This window comes from Mesorhizobium sp. M1A.T.Ca.IN.004.03.1.1 (assembly GCF_003997555.1).
Lineage (GTDB): Bacteria > Pseudomonadota > Alphaproteobacteria > Rhizobiales > Rhizobiaceae > Mesorhizobium.
The window spans coordinates 1,002,847-1,017,405 of the sequence record NZ_RZTV01000001.1 but is presented as its reverse complement, the minus strand read 5'-3'; the positions used below and the strand labels follow the sequence as shown (position 1 = coordinate 1,017,405).

Annotated in this window: 15 protein-coding genes; 10 read left to right on the top strand and 5 right to left on the bottom strand. The window is 64.8% G+C overall.

Features of this window, described 5'->3' with window-relative positions; translation table 11 throughout:
- Positions 1-20: 20 nt before the first annotated feature.
- The gene (locus tag EOD29_RS04835) at positions 21-1,514 is read right to left on the bottom strand and encodes an NAD-dependent succinate-semialdehyde dehydrogenase (RefSeq protein ID WP_127246041.1); all 1,494 of its coding nucleotides are present in this window, start codon (positions 1,512-1,514) and stop codon (positions 21-23) included.
- 129 nt (positions 1,515-1,643) lie between these two features.
- On the bottom strand, positions 1,644-2,129 hold the full coding sequence (locus EOD29_RS04830) for an Lrp/AsnC family transcriptional regulator (RefSeq protein ID WP_127216188.1): 486 nt from the start codon (positions 2,127-2,129) through the stop codon (positions 1,644-1,646).
- A gap of 84 nt (positions 2,130-2,213) precedes the next feature.
- Here EOD29_RS04830 and EOD29_RS04825 point away from each other — a divergent pair, with 84 nt between their 5' ends.
- From EOD29_RS04825 to doeB, 10 genes are all read left to right on the top strand, one after another.
- Positions 2,214-3,599 (top strand): PLP-dependent aminotransferase family protein, encoded by a 1,386-nt coding sequence (locus tag EOD29_RS04825; protein WP_127246040.1) that lies wholly within the window; start codon positions 2,214-2,216, stop codon positions 3,597-3,599.
- 136 nt (positions 3,600-3,735) lie between these two features.
- Complete coding sequence (gene ehuA / locus EOD29_RS04820; protein ID WP_067326178.1) at positions 3,736-4,521, top strand: ectoine/hydroxyectoine ABC transporter ATP-binding protein EhuA; 786 nt, start codon at positions 3,736-3,738, stop codon at positions 4,519-4,521.
- Between the two features lie 103 nt (positions 4,522-4,624).
- Complete coding sequence (gene ehuB / locus EOD29_RS04815) at positions 4,625-5,476, top strand: ectoine/hydroxyectoine ABC transporter substrate-binding protein EhuB (protein ID WP_067326181.1); 852 nt, start codon at positions 4,625-4,627, stop codon at positions 5,474-5,476.
- Between the two features lie 187 nt (positions 5,477-5,663).
- Positions 5,664-6,323: an ectoine/hydroxyectoine ABC transporter permease subunit EhuC gene (gene ehuC, locus EOD29_RS04810; RefSeq protein WP_095781183.1), complete on the top strand. Its 660-nt coding sequence runs from the start codon at positions 5,664-5,666 to the stop codon at positions 6,321-6,323.
- A 16-nt stretch (positions 6,324-6,339) separates the two neighbouring features.
- Positions 6,340-6,999 (top strand): ectoine/hydroxyectoine ABC transporter permease subunit EhuD, encoded by a 660-nt coding sequence (ehuD, locus tag EOD29_RS04805; protein ID WP_067002307.1) that lies wholly within the window; start codon positions 6,340-6,342, stop codon positions 6,997-6,999.
- Positions 7,000-7,004: 5 nt separating this feature from the next.
- Positions 7,005-7,781: an ectoine utilization protein EutA gene (eutA, locus tag EOD29_RS04800; protein WP_067327080.1), complete on the top strand. Its 777-nt coding sequence runs from the start codon at positions 7,005-7,007 to the stop codon at positions 7,779-7,781.
- Between the two features lie 12 nt (positions 7,782-7,793).
- Positions 7,794-8,789 carry a hydroxyectoine utilization dehydratase EutB gene (eutB, locus tag EOD29_RS04795; protein WP_127246152.1) on the top strand — a complete coding sequence of 332 codons (996 nt, stop codon included), beginning with the start codon at positions 7,794-7,796 and terminating at the stop codon, positions 8,787-8,789.
- The gene (locus EOD29_RS04790; RefSeq protein WP_067326190.1) at positions 8,786-9,778 is read left to right on the top strand and encodes a cyclodeaminase; all 993 of its coding nucleotides are present in this window, start codon (positions 8,786-8,788) and stop codon (positions 9,776-9,778) included. Before eutB ends, EOD29_RS04790 begins: the two co-directional genes overlap by 4 nt.
- 37 nt (positions 9,779-9,815) lie before the next feature.
- Positions 9,816-10,994, top strand: a complete 1,179-nt coding sequence (gene doeA / locus EOD29_RS04785; protein WP_127246039.1) for an ectoine hydrolase DoeA — start codon at positions 9,816-9,818, stop codon at positions 10,992-10,994.
- Between the two features lie 5 nt (positions 10,995-10,999).
- Entirely contained in the window at positions 11,000-12,001 is a 1,002-nt protein-coding gene (gene doeB / locus EOD29_RS04780) for a N(2)-acetyl-L-2,4-diaminobutanoate deacetylase DoeB (RefSeq protein WP_127246038.1), read from the top strand.
- A gap of 61 nt (positions 12,002-12,062) precedes the next feature.
- Here doeB and EOD29_RS04775 read toward each other — a convergent pair whose 3' ends face one another.
- From EOD29_RS04775 to EOD29_RS04765, 3 genes are read right to left on the bottom strand one after another with little or no spacing between them, the layout of a single operon-like run.
- Positions 12,063-13,340, bottom strand: coding sequence for an L-fuconate dehydratase (locus EOD29_RS04775; protein ID WP_127246037.1), 1,278 nt, complete (start codon positions 13,338-13,340; stop codon positions 12,063-12,065).
- 13 nt (positions 13,341-13,353) lie between these two features.
- Entirely contained in the window at positions 13,354-14,085 is a 732-nt protein-coding gene (locus EOD29_RS04770; protein WP_095800405.1) for an SDR family oxidoreductase, read from the bottom strand.
- Between the two features lie 15 nt (positions 14,086-14,100).
- Entirely contained in the window at positions 14,101-14,553 is a 453-nt protein-coding gene (locus tag EOD29_RS04765) for a MaoC/PaaZ C-terminal domain-containing protein (RefSeq protein ID WP_067326205.1), read from the bottom strand.
- Positions 14,554-14,559: the final 6 nt, after the last annotated feature.

Sequence of the window (14,559 nt, the reverse complement as noted above, 5' to 3'; positions counted from 1 at the left end):
GGGAATTCTTCCGGCGTGCGCTAGGCGACGTCCAGACAAAGGTATTTCAGATCGGTGAAGGCTTCGAGGCCATGGCGCGAGCCTTCGCGGCCGATGCCGGACTGCTTGACGCCGCCGAACGGGATCGGCGCGCCGGTGATCTTCACCCGGTTGATCGCGACCATACCGTATTCCAGCGCGCGACCCATGCGCGCCTGGCGCGCGCCGTTCTCGGTCACGACATAGGCGACGAGGCCATATTCGGTAGCATTGGCGCGGGCGACGACTTCCCGTTCCTCGTCGAACGGGGTGACGGCGGCGACCGGGCCGAAGGTTTCCTCATGCATGATCAGCGCCTCGTCCGGCACATCGACGAGCAGCGTTGGCTGATAGAACAGCGGCCCGGCCGCATGGCGCTTGCCGCCGATGAGGCAGCGCGCGCCGCGAGCCAGCGCGTCTGCGACCTGCTCCTCCACCTTCTTGACGGCGCGCTCATGCATCAGCGGGCCGATATCGGCGTCGGGGGAAAGCCCGTTGCCGGTGCGCAGACGCTCGATGCGACGGGCGAGGGCGGCGCAGAAGCGGTCATAGATCTGGCGCTGCACATAGATGCGGTTGGCGGCAAGACAATCCTGGCCGGAGGTGGCGAATTTGGCGTCGAGGGCGATCGTCACCGCCTTTTCGATATCGGCATCACCGAAGACGATCAGCGGCGCATGGCCGCCGAGCTCCATGACCAGTCGCTTCATCGTCGGCGCGCTCTGCGCGGCAATCAGCCGGCCGACGTCGGTCGAACCGGTGAAGCTCATGGCGCGCACCCGGGCGTCAGCGCACATCGCGCCGACGATGGTGCGCGCATCCCCGGTGACAACGTTGAAGACGCCGGCGGGCAGGCCGGCACGCTCGCCGAGCTCGGCCAGCGCCAGCGCCGAAAGCGGCGTTTCCGAGGACGGATGCGCCACCACGGTGCAGCCGGCGGCAAGCGCCGCAGCGGCCTTGCGGGTGAGCATGGCCGACGGAAAGTTCCATGGGGTGACGACGCCGACGACGCCGAGCGGCTCGCGGCGAACGGTCATCTGAGCATTCGGCAAATGGCTGGTGACGCTTTCGGCATTGAGGCGCTTTGCTTCCTCGGCATACCACTCGACGAAGGAGGCGGCGTAGTCGATCTCGCCCAGCGATTCCTTTAGCGGCTTGCCCTGTTCAAGCGTCATCAGCAGCGCCAGGTCGTCCTTGGCGGCGACGATCAGCTCGAACCATTTTCGCAAGATTCCGGAGCGCTCCTGCGGCAGCGCGGAGCGCCAGGCCGGCAGGGCACGCGCTGCCGCGTCGACAGCCTCCGCCGTTTGGCTTGCGCCGAGGGCGGCAACGAAGGCGACTGTGGCGCCGGTGGCCGGATCGGTGACTGCGAAGCTCGCAGCCGAGTCGCCGGCGGTCCAATGGCCCCCGATATAGCCGAGATCGCGCAGCAGCCGGCGATCGGCGAGACGATCCAGTGCTTCGTGGCGGTGTGGGCGTGCAAAATGCGCGGACATCGTTTGTCTCCCGGTGCCAAGGCGATGCGGAGAGATTAGCCGCGCGACCGAGACAGAGAGGCTTTTTCGGCAGCCGCCAGGAGAGAGATTGTCTCCCATGGCCCGCCGGGCCAGACGATCTCTCCGGCTTCAGCCTGGCAACAGGTCGGCGACAGGCACCACGGACTCCTCCTTCACCGTCTTGGTGACGATGTAGGTGAAGTAGCGGTCGATGCCGATCTCGCGTTCCAGAAGGGCGTCGACAAGCCGCTGATAGGCGTCGATGTCCCGCGCCATCACTTTAAGCACATAGTCGACGCCGCCGCCGACCGACCAGCAGGCGACGATCTCGGGTACGTCGCGGATGACCCGCTCGAAACGGTCGAAATCGGCCTGCCGGTGGCTGGCCAGTGTCACCTCCATCAGCACGGTCGCCACCGGCGCGATCGCGCGCATGGTGATTGCGGCGTGGTAGCCGGAGACAATGCCGGCCTTCTCCAGCTTGCGCAGCCGCATCCAGCAAGGCGTCGGCGACAGGCCGACCTTCTCGGCCAGCGCCAGCTTGGTGATGCGCCCGTCGCGCTGGATGGCGTCAAGGATCTTGAGGTCGATCGGATCGAGTTTTGCTGCCGCCATGCCGGCTCCAGTTTTTGTTCCGGACACCATGACGATGCATTATTTCGATTGTCAATTGTACTGATTTCGATCTCTAATAAAGTCATGACATTATGGCAGCCAGATCCTGCGCTCATCCGCCGCCCGGCCTACCTCTCGCTGGCCGATCAGTTCGCGCGCGCCATCCATGACGGAAAGCTCGCCAATGGCGCGCGACTGCCGACGCACCGGCGGCTTGCCGACGACCTGAAACTTTCGGTCCAGACGGTCAGCCGCGCCTATGAGGAACTGATCCGCCGCGGTCTGATTGCCGGCGAGGTCGGGCGCGGCAGCTTCGTGCAGACGCAGCGCCGCGAGCCGGAGCCGCCCTACCTCCCGGAACGGTTGGGCGAGGTCATCGACCTCTCGATCCTGAAGCCGGTCTGCGAGCCGATGCATCTGGAGAAGCTGAAGCAGGCGTTGGGGTGGCTGGCCGAGAACCTGCCGTCGAGTTCGGCGCTGTCGTTCCGGCCGAACATGGTGTTCCCGCGTCATCGCACGGTGGCGGTCGAATGGCTGAAGCTCTGCGGCCTCGACGCCTCACCGCAGAACATCAGCCTCACCAACGGCGCCACCGCCGGCATGACGGTAGCGCTGATGAGCGTCGCACCGCCCGGTTCGACGGTCGCCACCGAGGCGATCGGCCACCACACGCTGGTGCCGCTCGCCCGCTATCTCGGCTTCAACCTCGAAGGCCTGCCGATCGACGGCAACGGCCTGATCCCGGAAGCGTTGGACGAGGCCTGCCGTCTCTCCGACATTCGCGCTGTTTTCGTCCAACCTTCGGTCATCAACCCGACGGCGAGCTTGATGGACGACAGCCGGCGCGAGCAGATCGCCGCGGTCGCGCGCAAACATGACATCGCCATCATCGAGAACGACGTGCTCGGGCCGCTCGTCGAAGGCCGGCCTCCGGCGGTTGCCGCCTTCGCGCCCGAGCGGACGCTCTACGTCACCTCCTTCACCAAGATAACCGTGCCCGGCCTGCGGATCGGCTATCTCGCCGTGCCCGACCGCTATGTCGCGGCGGTCGCCAACCGCCATCTCGTCTCGAACTGGATGGCGACGCCGATAGTGGCGGAAATCGCGACGCGGTGGGTGAATGACGGCACGGCTTTTGAGTTGGTCGACTGGCAACGCGGGGCGTTGAGACGCCGGCAGGAAATCGCAGCCGAAATGCTGGCCGGCGTCGACTATCGCTCCCATCGCGACGGGCTGCATCTGTGGCTCGAATTGCCGGGCGACCGCGCCGAGGAGAGCTTCGTTGCGCAGGCGCGCCTGCGCGGCGTGGCGATTGCCCCGGGCACGTCGTTCCGCATCGCCGACACGCCGTGGCATCCGGCCGTGCGCATCTCGCTCGGCTCGACCACCGAAGGGGAACTGCGCTCGGGCTTGAGCGTTGTCGCCAAGCTCCTGCTGGGCGATCCGGAGCATCTTCTGCTCGCCATCTGATGCAAAAGCGGATCGCCAATTGCCCTGAAATTGTGCAGCGCTCGAAAAATTGTCATGATATTATTTTCCTAATTGACATGATTTAGCGCGTTTCGCATCGTTAGGAGCATAGGCCGTTTCAGAACGGGGAAATGGATTGCCCGCGCCCATCATCAAGGTCGACGCCATTTCGAAGAGCTTCGGCGCCTTCAAGGTGCTGGACGGCTTGTCGATGCAGGTCATGCCAGGCGAGAAGCTGGCGCTGATCGGCCCATCCGGATCGGGCAAGACGACGATCCTGCGCATCCTGATGACGCTGGAAAAGATCGACGGCGGCCATATCCAGATCGACGGCGAGCAGCTCTATCACATGGAGCGCAACGGGCAGCTGGTGCCGGCCGACGAGCGGCACCTGGCCAAGATGCGCCAGAAGATCGGCATGGTCTTCCAGCTCTTCAATCTGTTCCCGCACAAATGCGTCATGGACAACGTCACGCTGGCGCCGATGCTGACCAAGGGCGTGGCGCGAGCCGCCGCCGAAAAACGGGCGATGGAGCTGCTCGACATGGTGGGCCTCGCCGATAAGGCGAAGAGCATGCCGGCACAGCTTTCCGGCGGCCAGAAGCAGCGCGTCGCGATCGCCCGCGCGCTGGCGCTGTCGCCCAAGATCATGCTGTTCGACGAGGTCACGTCGGCGCTCGACCCTGAGCTTGTCGAGGAGGTGCTCAACGTCATGCGCAAGCTCGCCGCCGAAACCGACATGACGATGCTGCTCGTCACTCATGAGATGGGCTTTGCCCACGACTTTGCCGATCGCGTGCTGTTCTTCGATCGCGGCAGGATCGTCGAGGAGGGCAAGCCCGATGAGATTTTCCGCCATCCCAAGCAGGAACGAACGCAGGGCTTCCTGAAGAAGATCATCGCGGCCGGCCATCGCGTCTGACCGTCATGCCAGGGCGGCGAAGCCGTCCCGAAAGCCAGAAACGGGTGGCAAGGACGCCATCCGAACCGAGCGAACCAAGAAGAGAAACAAGGAGTTGGGAACGATGAAGAAACTTGGCATCCTGGCTGGCGTCGCCGGTCTCGCCGTAAGCACCATGCTGCTCGCCTCCGGCGCGCGTTCGGCAGACGACGCAAAGCTCGAGCAGCTCAAGCAGCAGGGCTTCGCCCGCGTCGCCATTGCCAACGAGCCGCCTTACACGGCGGTCGCCGCGGACGGCAAGGTCTCGGGCGCTGCACCCGACGTAGCGCGCGAGATCTTCAAGCGCCTCGGCGTCAACGATATCGTCGCCTCCATCTCCGAATACGGCGCCATGATCCCCGGCCTGCAGGCCGGCCGCTTCGACGTCGTCACCGCCGGCCTGTTCATGAAGCCCGAGCGCTGCGCGGCAGTCGCCTATTCCGAGCCGGTGCTGTGCGATGCGGAAGCGATGCTGGTGAAGAAGGGCAACCCCAAGGGTTTCAAGAGCTATGAGGACGTCGCCAAGGACACGTCGGCCACTATCGGCGCGCCGGGCGGCGGCACCGAGGAGAAGCTGGCGCTCAATGCCGGCGTGCCGCGCGACCGCGTCATCGTCGTGCCGGACGGCCAGAGCGGTCTGAAGATGGTGCAGGATGGCCGCATCGATGCCTATTCGCTGCCCGTTCTGTCGATCAACGACCTCATCAAGAAGGCCAATGATCCGAACCTCGAAGTGATCGCGCCGGTGCAGGGCGCGCCGGTCTATTGCGACGGCGCCGCCTTCAAGAAGGGCGACGAGGCGCTGCGCGATGCCTATGACGTCGAGCTCGCCAAGATGAAGAAATCCGGCGAGTTCGCCAAGATCATCGAGCCTTACGGCTTCTCGGCCAAGGCGGCGATGTCGACGACGCGCGAGAAGCTCTGCGCGGCGAAGTAATCTCCCTTCTTCCCGCTTGCGGCGAGAAGGTCACTCGAAGAGCCGGATGAGGGGGCGGCGCGCCAGCATTTCAAGGTCAGCGCTGCCCCTCATCTGCCTGCCGGCATCTTCTCCCCGTGAACGGGGAGAAGGGGCTGTCGCAGCCGTCTCGCAACAACTGCAAAACGTTAGGAAAATTTGAGACTCAATGACCCAGTGGTCCGGCTATCTCGGCCTGATATTGCAGGGAGCGCTTGTCACCATCGAGCTGACGCTGATGGGGTCGGTGCTCGCGCTCGTCATGGCCTTTCTCGCCGGCATGGGACGCGTATCGCGCTTCTTCATCGTGCGCGCGATTGCCACGACCTATATCGAGTTCTTCCGCGGCACCTCGATCTTCGTGCAGCTGTTCTGGGCCTATTTCGTGCTGCCCTTCGCCGGTCTGTCGCTGACGCCTTTGCAGGCCGGCGTGCTGGCGCTGGGGCTCAATGTCGGGGCCTATGCGGCGGAAGTTGTGCGCGGCGCCATCCTGTCGATCGGCCGTGAGCAATATGAGGCCTGCACCGCGCTTAATCTCGGCCGCTGGCAAGGCATGCGCCACGTCATCCTGCCGCAGGCGCTGCTCATCATGCTGCCAACCTTCGGCAACAACGCGATCGAGCTGCTCAAGGCGACCTCGGTCGTATCGCTGATCTCGCTTGCCGATCTCACCTTCCAGGCGCAGGTGGTTCGCTCGCAGACCGGCAGCACGCTGATGCCCTTCGTCTCCGTTCTCGTCATCTATTTCGCGCTCGCGCTGATCATCTCCTGGGGCGTGCGCTCGCTGGAGCGCCGCATGGCGCGCGGTCTCGACGGAGTGCGTGTCTGATGGAATGGGCCCGCTAATGGAATGGGATTGGAACTTTGTCTGGGAGATCATGCCGACCCTGATCCAGGGGGTGAAGATCACGATCCTGGCGACCGTGCTCGGCTCGATCTTGGCCGGGATCGTCGGTCTGGCGATCGCGCTGGCGCGGCGCTCGCCTAACCGCACGGTGTCGCGCAGCGTCGGCTGGTTCGCCGAATTCATCCGCGGCACGCCGCTTCTGGTGCAGCTCTATTTCATCTTCTACGTGCTGCCCGATATCGGCATCCTGCTGCCGCCCTTGGTGGCGGGCGTCATCGGGCTTGGACTGCACTACGGCACCTATACGGCCGAGGTCTATCGCGCCGGAATCGACAATGTGCCGCGCGGCCAGTGGGAGGCTGCCAAGGCCTGCAATCTTAACGGCCGCCACACCTGGACGCATGTCATCCTGCCGCAGGCGATCCCGCCGATGATCCCGGCCTTGGCCAACTACTTCATCGCCATGTTCAAGGAGACGCCGCTGCTTTCGGCGATCACCGTGCTGGAGCTGATGAACCAAGCCAAGAGCGTCGCCAATACCTATTACCGCTACATCGAGCCGATGACGCTGGTTGGCGCCTTCTTCCTCGTCATCAGCCTCTGCTCCGTCGTGCTGTTGCGCTGGCTGGAGCGTCGTTACGGCAGGATCGAGAGATGAAAGTCATGAAACTGTTGCCCGAAATCGAGCTGGCATCGACCCGGCCCGCACTCGATGCGCGTCCGCTCGAAAAGCGCGTCGGGCTGATTGCTTTGGCCACCGATCATACCAGCGAGGTCGACTTCCGCCGCATGGTGGCGAGCGAGCGGATCGGCGTCTATGTCGCGCGCATCCCCTACGCCAATCCGACGACGCCGGACAATCTGCGCAAGATGCAGCCCTCGCTTTCGGCGGGCGCGGCACTGATCCTGCCGGACGAGACGCTCGATGCCGTCTGCTATTCCTGCACGTCTGCTTCCGTGGTGATCGGCGACGCCGAGATCGAGCAGGCGATCCAGGCGGCCAAGCCGAATGTTCCCGTGGTCACGCCGCCCATGGCCGGCGTGCGCGGCCTCAACGCTTTTGGCGTGAAGCGGATCAGCATTCTCACCCCTTACACTGTCGAGACCAGCCGGCCGATGGCCGCCTATTTCGCCGCGCACGGCTTCGACATCGAGAGCGTCACCTGCCTCGGCTTCGAGGACGATCGGGAGATGGCACGCATCGAGCCTACCTCGCTCGTCGATCTGGCGCGCAAGGCGACGCATGCGCAGGCGGATGCGCTGTTCGTTTCATGCACCGCGCTACGCGCGGCGCTCGCCGTTCCAGGCATGGAGGAGGCAATCGGCCGCCCGGTCGTCACCAGCAACCAGGCGAGCGCCTGGAACTGCCTGCGGCTTTGCGGCGACGACACGGCGCGGCCGCAGTTCGGCCGGCTGATGACGAAGCCATTGGCCCGGTGAGCGGGCATGCCAATGACCAAAACGGAAGTCACGCTTCAGCATATCCGCGCTGCGCGCGAACGCATTGCCGGAAAGGTCGAGCGGACGCCGACTGTGTTGTCGCAAAGCCTCTCGGATCGGGCGGGCCATCCCGTTCACCTCAAGCTGGAACATCACCAGACGACCGGCGCGTTCAAGCTGCGCGGCGCGTCCAACGCGATCGCCGCGTTGAGTCCGCGAGAAAGATTGCGCGGGGTGGTCGCGGCATCGACCGGCAATCACGGCCGCGCGCTGGCCCATGCGGCGAAGCTCGAGGGCATGCGCGCGGTGATCTGCTTGTCGAAGCTGGTGCCCGAAAACAAGCTCGATGCAATCCGCCGCCTTGGCGCGGATATTCGCATCGTCGGCAACAGCCAGGACGATGCCCAGCAGGAGGTGGACAGGCTGGTTGCGGAGGAGGGGCTGGTCATGCTGCCGCCCTTCGACCATCCGGACATCGTCGCCGGGCAGGGCACGCTGGGGCTGGAGATCTTGGAGCAGGTTCCGGAAGCAGCAAGTGTGCTGGTGCCGCTCTCCGGCGGCGGCCTGGCGGCCGGCGTTGCCGCGGCGGTCAAGGGGGTGAGCCCGGCCACCAAAGTCGTCGGCGTCTCGATGGCGCGCGGTGCCGCGATGAAGGCGAGTCTCGATGCCGGCCGCCCCGTGCAGGTCGAGGAATTGCCGACGCTTGCGGACTCACTCGGCGGCGGCATCGGCCTCGATAACCGGCTGACCTTTGCCATGTGCCGTGAGCTGCTCGACGACGTCATCCTGCTTTCCGAGGACGAGATCGCCGCCGGCATCCGGCATGCCTATGAGGAAGAGCGCGAGATCGTCGAAGGCGCAGGCGCGGTCGGCATCGGCGCGCTGCTTGCTGGGAAGGTCACTGCGAAAGGACCGGTGGTGGCCATCCTGTCTGGCCGCAACATCGACATGAGCCTGCATCGCCGCATCGTCTGCGGCGACGCTGCACTGACGGAGCGCCCCAGATGAGCCGCATGACCATCCTCACCGAAACAGACCTGCGCAAGGTCGTGACGCTCGATCTGGATGCGGTCGCCTGCGTCGAGAACGCCTTTCGGGCTTTGGCGACAATGCCGGTGGCGATGCCGCCAATCTTGAGGCTCGACATTCACGAGCATCGCGGCGAGGTCGACGTGAAGTCCGCCTACGTGCCCGGCATAGATGGCTTCGCCGTCAAGATAAGCTCCGGCTTCTTCGACAATCCGAAGCTCGGCCTGCCGAGCGGCGGCGGCATGATAGTGCTGCTTTCGGCCAAGACCGGTGTGGTCGAGGCGCTGCTGCTCGACAATGGCTATCTGACCGATGTGCGCACCGCCGCAGCCGGCGCAGTCGCGGCCAAGCATCTGTCGCGCGAAGACTCCAGCATAGCGGCGATCTTCGGCGCCGGTTTGCAGGCCGGCCTGCAATTGGAAGCGCTGCGTCTCGTCAGGCCGATCGCGGAGGCGCGCGTCTGGGCGCGCGATGCGGCCAAGGCCGAGGCGACCGCGGCCCGCTTGCGCGAGAGACTGGGCATCATGGTGCGTGCCGAGCCGGATGCGGCGAGGACGGCAGCGGGCGCCGACATCATCGTCACCACCACGCCTTCGACCGAGCCGCTGATCAAGGCCGGGTTCGTCTCGGCCGGCCAGCACATCACCGCGATGGGCTCGGATGCCGAGCACAAGAACGAGATCGCGCCGGCGATCCTTCGCCTGGCAGATCTCTATGTCGCAGACAGCGCGAAGCAGACGCGGCGCTTGGGCGAGCTTCACCACGCCATCGAGGCAGGGGCGATGGCGGCCGACGCGGAAGTCACCGAGCTCGGCCAGATCATCGCCGGGAAAAAGCACGGACGACGATCGGCCGGTGACATCACCCTCGCCGATCTCACTGGCACCGGCGTGCAGGACACCGCGATCGCCACTTTAGCCCGCGACCGCGCGCGGGCAGCGAAAGCGGGAACGATTTTCGAAAGCTGAATATGGCCGCGAGGCCCAACAAACGAGGACCAACAAAATGCAGCCAAACCTGAAATTCTCGCGAAGCGAATTTGCCGATCGCCTTGCCAAGACGCGGAAAGCCATGGAGGCCAAGCGGGTCGATCTGCTGATCGTCAGCGATCCCTCCAACATGGCCTGGCTGACCGGCTATGACGGCTGGTCCTTCTATGTGCATCAGGCGGTCATCGTGCCGCCTTCGGGCGAGCCGGTCTGGTATGGCCGCGGCCAGGACGCCAACGGCGCCAAGCGCACCGCCTATCTCGCGCATGACAACATCATTGGCTACGCCGACCACTACGTGCAGTCGACCGAGCGGCACCCGATGGACTATCTCGCCAGCGTGCTTGCCGATCGCCGCTGGGACAAGCTGACCATCGGCGTCGAGATGGACAACTATTGGTTCTCGGCGGCGGCCTTCGCCTCGCTGCAGAAGCACCTGCCCAACGCCCGCTTCGTCGACGCCACCGCTCTGGTCAACTGGCGGCGCGCCGTGAAGAGCCCGACCGAGATCGACTATATGCGCAAGGCCGCCCGCATCGTCGAGGCCATGCATCAGCGTATCGTCGACAAGATCGAGGTCGGCATGCGCAAATGCGATCTGGTCGCCGAGATCTATGATGCCGGCACGCGCGGCGTTGAGGGCATCGGTGGCGACTATCCGGCGATCGTGCCGCTCTTGCCATCGGGCGCCGACGCCTCGGCGCCGCATCTCACCTGGGACGACCAGCCGATGAAGGCGGGCGAGGGCACCTTCTTCGAGATCGCCGGCTGCTACAACCGCTACCACTGCCCGCTGTCGCGCACCGTCTTCCTTGGCAAGCCGACGCAAGCCTTCCTCGACGCCGAGAAGGCGACGCTCGAGGGCATGGAGGCGGGCCTTGCCGCCGCCAAGCCGGGCAATGCCTGCGAGGACATCGCCAATGCCTTCTTCGCCGTGCTGAAGAAGTACGGCATCGTCAAGGACAACCGCACCGGCTACTCGATCGGTCTTTCCTATCCGCCGGATTGGGGCGAGCGCACGATGAGCCTGCGCCCCGGCGATCGCACCGAGCTCAAGCCCGGCATGACCTTCCATTTCATGACGGGTCTGTGGCTCGAGACAATGGGACTTGAAATCACCGAATCGATCCTGATCACCGAGACCGGCGTCGAGTGCCTGGCCAATGTGCCGCGCAAGCTGTTCGTCAAGGATTGAGCCCGATGTCAGCTCTGCCTCCATCGCCGATCACGCCGACGGTCGATTTCGAGCGCGACGGTGTCCAGCACGGCTTCCTGCGCCTGCCCTACAGCCGCGACGATTCCGCCTGGGGGTCGGTGATGATTCCGATCTGTGTCGTCCGTAACGGCAAGGGGCAGACGGCGCTGCTCACCGGGGGAAATCACGGCGACGAATATGAAGGCCCGCTGGCGCTCTACGAGCTCGCCCGCACGCTCGACCCGAAGGATGTCACCGGTACCGTCATCATCGTGCCGGCGATGAACTATCCGGCGTTCCGCGCCGGCAGCCGCACCTCGCCGATCGACAAGGGCAACATGAACCGCAGCTTTCCTGGCCGGCCGGACGGTAGCGTGACGGAAAAGATCGCCGACTATTTCCAGCGCGAATTGTTGCCGCGGGCGGACATCGTGTTCGACTTCCACTCCGGCGGAAAGACGCTGGACTTCGTGCCGTTCTGCGCCGCGCATACGCTGCTGGACAAGGAGCAGGAGGAAAAGGCCTTCGCCGCGGTCGAGGCCTTCGCGGCTCCGTTCTCGATGCGCATGACCGAGATCGATACCGTTGGCATGTATGACACCGCGGCCGAGCAGATGGGCAAGGTCTTCGTCACTACCGAGCTCGGCGGTGGCGGCACGGCCCGGGCCGAGACGGTGCGCATCGCTCGCCGTGGCATCCTCAATGTGCTTCGCCATGCCAGCATCGTTGATGGTGCTATCGAGAAAAATCGAACTCAATGGCTCGACATGCCCTCGGGGGACTGCTTTGCGTTTGCCGAGGACGAGGGCATGATCGAGACCATGATCGATCTCGGCGAGAAGGTGGAGGAAGGCCAGGTCGTGGCGCGCATCCATTCGACCGGTCGCACCGGCACCGCGCCCAAGGAGATCAAGGCCAGGATGTCAGGGCTCCTGGCCGCGCGCCATTTCCCCGGCCTGGTCAAGGCCGGCGATTGTGTTGCGGTGCTTGCCGTCGAGGTTGACTGAAGCGCGCCAGGTAGAAGCGACGCCGTAACGCCGCCAAGGCCACCTGCGTTACGGCTCGCATTCAACTGTGGAATAGGTAGGCGGCAATCGAGTCCGGCTTCATCTCGATCGAGAAGCCCGGCGCCGTCGGCGGCATGTAGGCCGCATTCTCAATGACACAGGGCTCGAGGAAATGCTCGTGCAGGTGATCGACATACTCGATCACCCGTCCATCCTTGGTGCCCGACACCGCGATATAGTCGATCATCGACAGATGCTGGACATATTCGCACAGGCCGACGCCGCCGGCATGCGGCCAGACCGGCAAGCCGAACTTGGCGGCGATCAAAAGCACGGCCAGCACCTCGTTCAGGCCGCCCATGCGGCAGGAATCGATCTGCACGACGTCGATCGCGCCGCCGGCGATGAACTGCTTGAACATGATGCGGTTCTGGCACATCTCGCCGGTCGCAACCTTGATCGGCGCCACCGCCTTGCGGATCTTGGCATGGCCGGCGACATCGTCCGGGCTGGTCGGCTCCTCAATGAAGGAGGGCTTGGCGAAGGCAAGATGGCGCAGCCAGTCGATCGCCTGGTCGACCTCCCAGACCTGATTGGCGTCGATCATCAGGTAACGGTCCGGACCGATCACCTCGCGGGCGATCCTGAGGCGGCGGATGTCGTCGGCGCGATCGCGGCCGACCTTCAGCTTGATGTGATTGAACCCCTCGTCGACTGCTTCCTGGCAGAGGCGCCTCAGCTTGTCGTCGGGATAGCCGAGCCAGCCGGCCGATGTGGTATAGCAGGCATAGCCTTCGCGCTCGAGGCTGGCGATGCGCTCGGCCTTGCCGGCCTCGGCCTTCCTCAGGATCTCCAGCGCTTCGGCCGGCGTGATCGCATCGGTGAGATAGCGGAAGTCGACGATGCGCACGATCTCTTCCGGGCTCATCTCGGCGACAAGGCGCCAGACCGGCTTGCCGGCTTCCTTGGCCCAAAGATCCCAGACCGCATTGACAACCGCGCCGACGGCGAGGTGCATGGCGCCCTTGTCCGGGCCGATCCAACGCAATTGGCTGTCGCCGGTCACGTGGTGCCAGAAGCGGCCGGGATCGTGCTTCACCCAGTCGAGGTCGATCCCGACGACGAGATGGCGCAGTGCCTCGATCGCCGCGCAGCAGATCTCGTTGCCGCGGCCGATGGTGAAGGTGAGCCCGTGGCCGCTAAGCCCCTCGCTATCGGTGTCGAGGATGACATAGGCGGCCGAATAATCGGGGTCCGGATTCATCGCGTCCGACCCGTCGAGGCTCTGCGACGTCGGGAAGCGCAGATCGAAGACGCGAAGATCGGTAATGCGGGTCATGCTCGGTGCCTCATCAGATCGACCAGCCGCCGTCGATATTATAGGCCTGCCCGGTGGTATAGGTGGCGCCGGCGAGATAGACGGCAAGGTCGGCGATCTCCTCCGCCGTGCCCAACCTTCCCATTGGCTGGCGGGCGATGAAGGCGGCACGGGCGGCCTCATAGTCGCCTTGCGCCCGCATGCGGCTTTCGAGCGAGGGGCTCTCCACCGTGCCGGGGCAGATCGCGTTGCAGCGAATGCCTGTGCCGACATAGTCGGCGGCGATCGACTTGGTCAGCCCGATCACGGCCGCCTTGGTCACGCCATAGGCGAAGCGGTTGGGCACGCCTTTCGGGGCGCCGGCGACCGATGCCATGTTGATGATCGAACCATCGCCGCGCTCCAGCATGCCGGGCAGCACGGCGCGGATAGTGCGGATCATGGCGCGCACATTGAGGTTGAAGGCAAAGTCGAGGTCCTCGTCCTTCATCTCCAGGATCGAGCCGGAGTGGACGAAGCCGGCGCAGTTGAAAAGCACATCGACGCGGCCGATTTCGGCGAAGGCGGCCTTCACGGCGTCGTCGTTCAGCACGTCGAGCTTGCGACTGACGATGCCTTTGTGGCCGCCGAGATCGGCCAGCGCCGCTTCATTGATGTCGGTGGCGTGGACGATCGCGCCAGCCTTGGCGAAAGCCAACGCGCTAGCCCGACCGATGCCTTGCGCAGCGGCCGTTACGACCACCACCTTGCCTGTCAGATCAGCCATGTTGTGTCTCCATCTTCAGCCGAGCCGGGGGCGCCGCTCGACGATATAGATGTGATCGGCGGCCAGCACGACTTCGTCGCGCTGGTTCAAAACCTCGACGCGTTCGATGACGCGCCCGGAGGCGGGCCGCTTCGGATCGTCTTCCTTCGCGGCGATCGTCGTGCGCGTGCGGATCGTGTCGCCGATGAAGACCGGCCTGATGAAGCGCAGCCTGTCATAACCGTAGGAGAAGGCGACCGGGTTGATGACGCTCGCGGTCAGGCCGACGCCGACCGAGAACACCAGCGTGCCATGCGCGATGCGTTGGCCGAAGGGCGTCGTCTTCATGAACTCGGCGTCCATGTGATGCGGAAAGAAATCGCCGGTGTGGCCGGCATGGACGACAAAGTCGGTCTCGGTGATGGTGCGGCCGCTGGTCAGCCGCGACGAACCGATCTCGTAGTCGTCGAAATAGGTGACCTGTTCCATGCCGTT

Bases quoted from the DNA above. Each gene is read 5' to 3' on its own strand.
- EOD29_RS04830 (WP_127216188.1), bottom strand. From the start codon at position 2,129: ATGGCGGCAGCAAAACTCGATCCGATCGACCTCAAGATCCTTGACGCC.
- eutB (WP_127246152.1), top strand. From the start codon at position 7,794: ATGACCAAAACGGAAGTCACGCTTCAGCATATCCGCGCTGCGCGCGAA.
- ehuD (WP_067002307.1), top strand. From the start codon at position 6,340: ATGGAATGGGATTGGAACTTTGTCTGGGAGATCATGCCGACCCTGATC.
- doeA (WP_127246039.1), top strand. From the start codon at position 9,816: ATGCAGCCAAACCTGAAATTCTCGCGAAGCGAATTTGCCGATCGCCTT.
- EOD29_RS04790 (WP_067326190.1), top strand. From the start codon at position 8,786: ATGAGCCGCATGACCATCCTCACCGAAACAGACCTGCGCAAGGTCGTG.
- ehuC (WP_095781183.1), top strand. From the start codon at position 5,664: ATGACCCAGTGGTCCGGCTATCTCGGCCTGATATTGCAGGGAGCGCTT.
- EOD29_RS04765 (WP_067326205.1), bottom strand. From the start codon at position 14,553: ATGGAACAGGTCACCTATTTCGACGACTACGAGATCGGTTCGTCGCGG.
- EOD29_RS04775 (WP_127246037.1), bottom strand. From the start codon at position 13,340: ATGACCCGCATTACCGATCTTCGCGTCTTCGATCTGCGCTTCCCGACG.
- ehuB (WP_067326181.1), top strand. From the start codon at position 4,625: ATGAAGAAACTTGGCATCCTGGCTGGCGTCGCCGGTCTCGCCGTAAGC.
- EOD29_RS04835 (WP_127246041.1), bottom strand. From the start codon at position 1,514: ATGTCCGCGCATTTTGCACGCCCACACCGCCACGAAGCACTGGATCGT.
- eutA (WP_067327080.1), top strand. From the start codon at position 7,005: ATGAAACTGTTGCCCGAAATCGAGCTGGCATCGACCCGGCCCGCACTC.
- EOD29_RS04770 (WP_095800405.1), bottom strand. From the start codon at position 14,085: ATGGCTGATCTGACAGGCAAGGTGGTGGTCGTAACGGCCGCTGCGCAA.
- doeB (WP_127246038.1), top strand. From the start codon at position 11,000: ATGTCAGCTCTGCCTCCATCGCCGATCACGCCGACGGTCGATTTCGAG.
- EOD29_RS04825 (WP_127246040.1), top strand. From the start codon at position 2,214: ATGACATTATGGCAGCCAGATCCTGCGCTCATCCGCCGCCCGGCCTAC.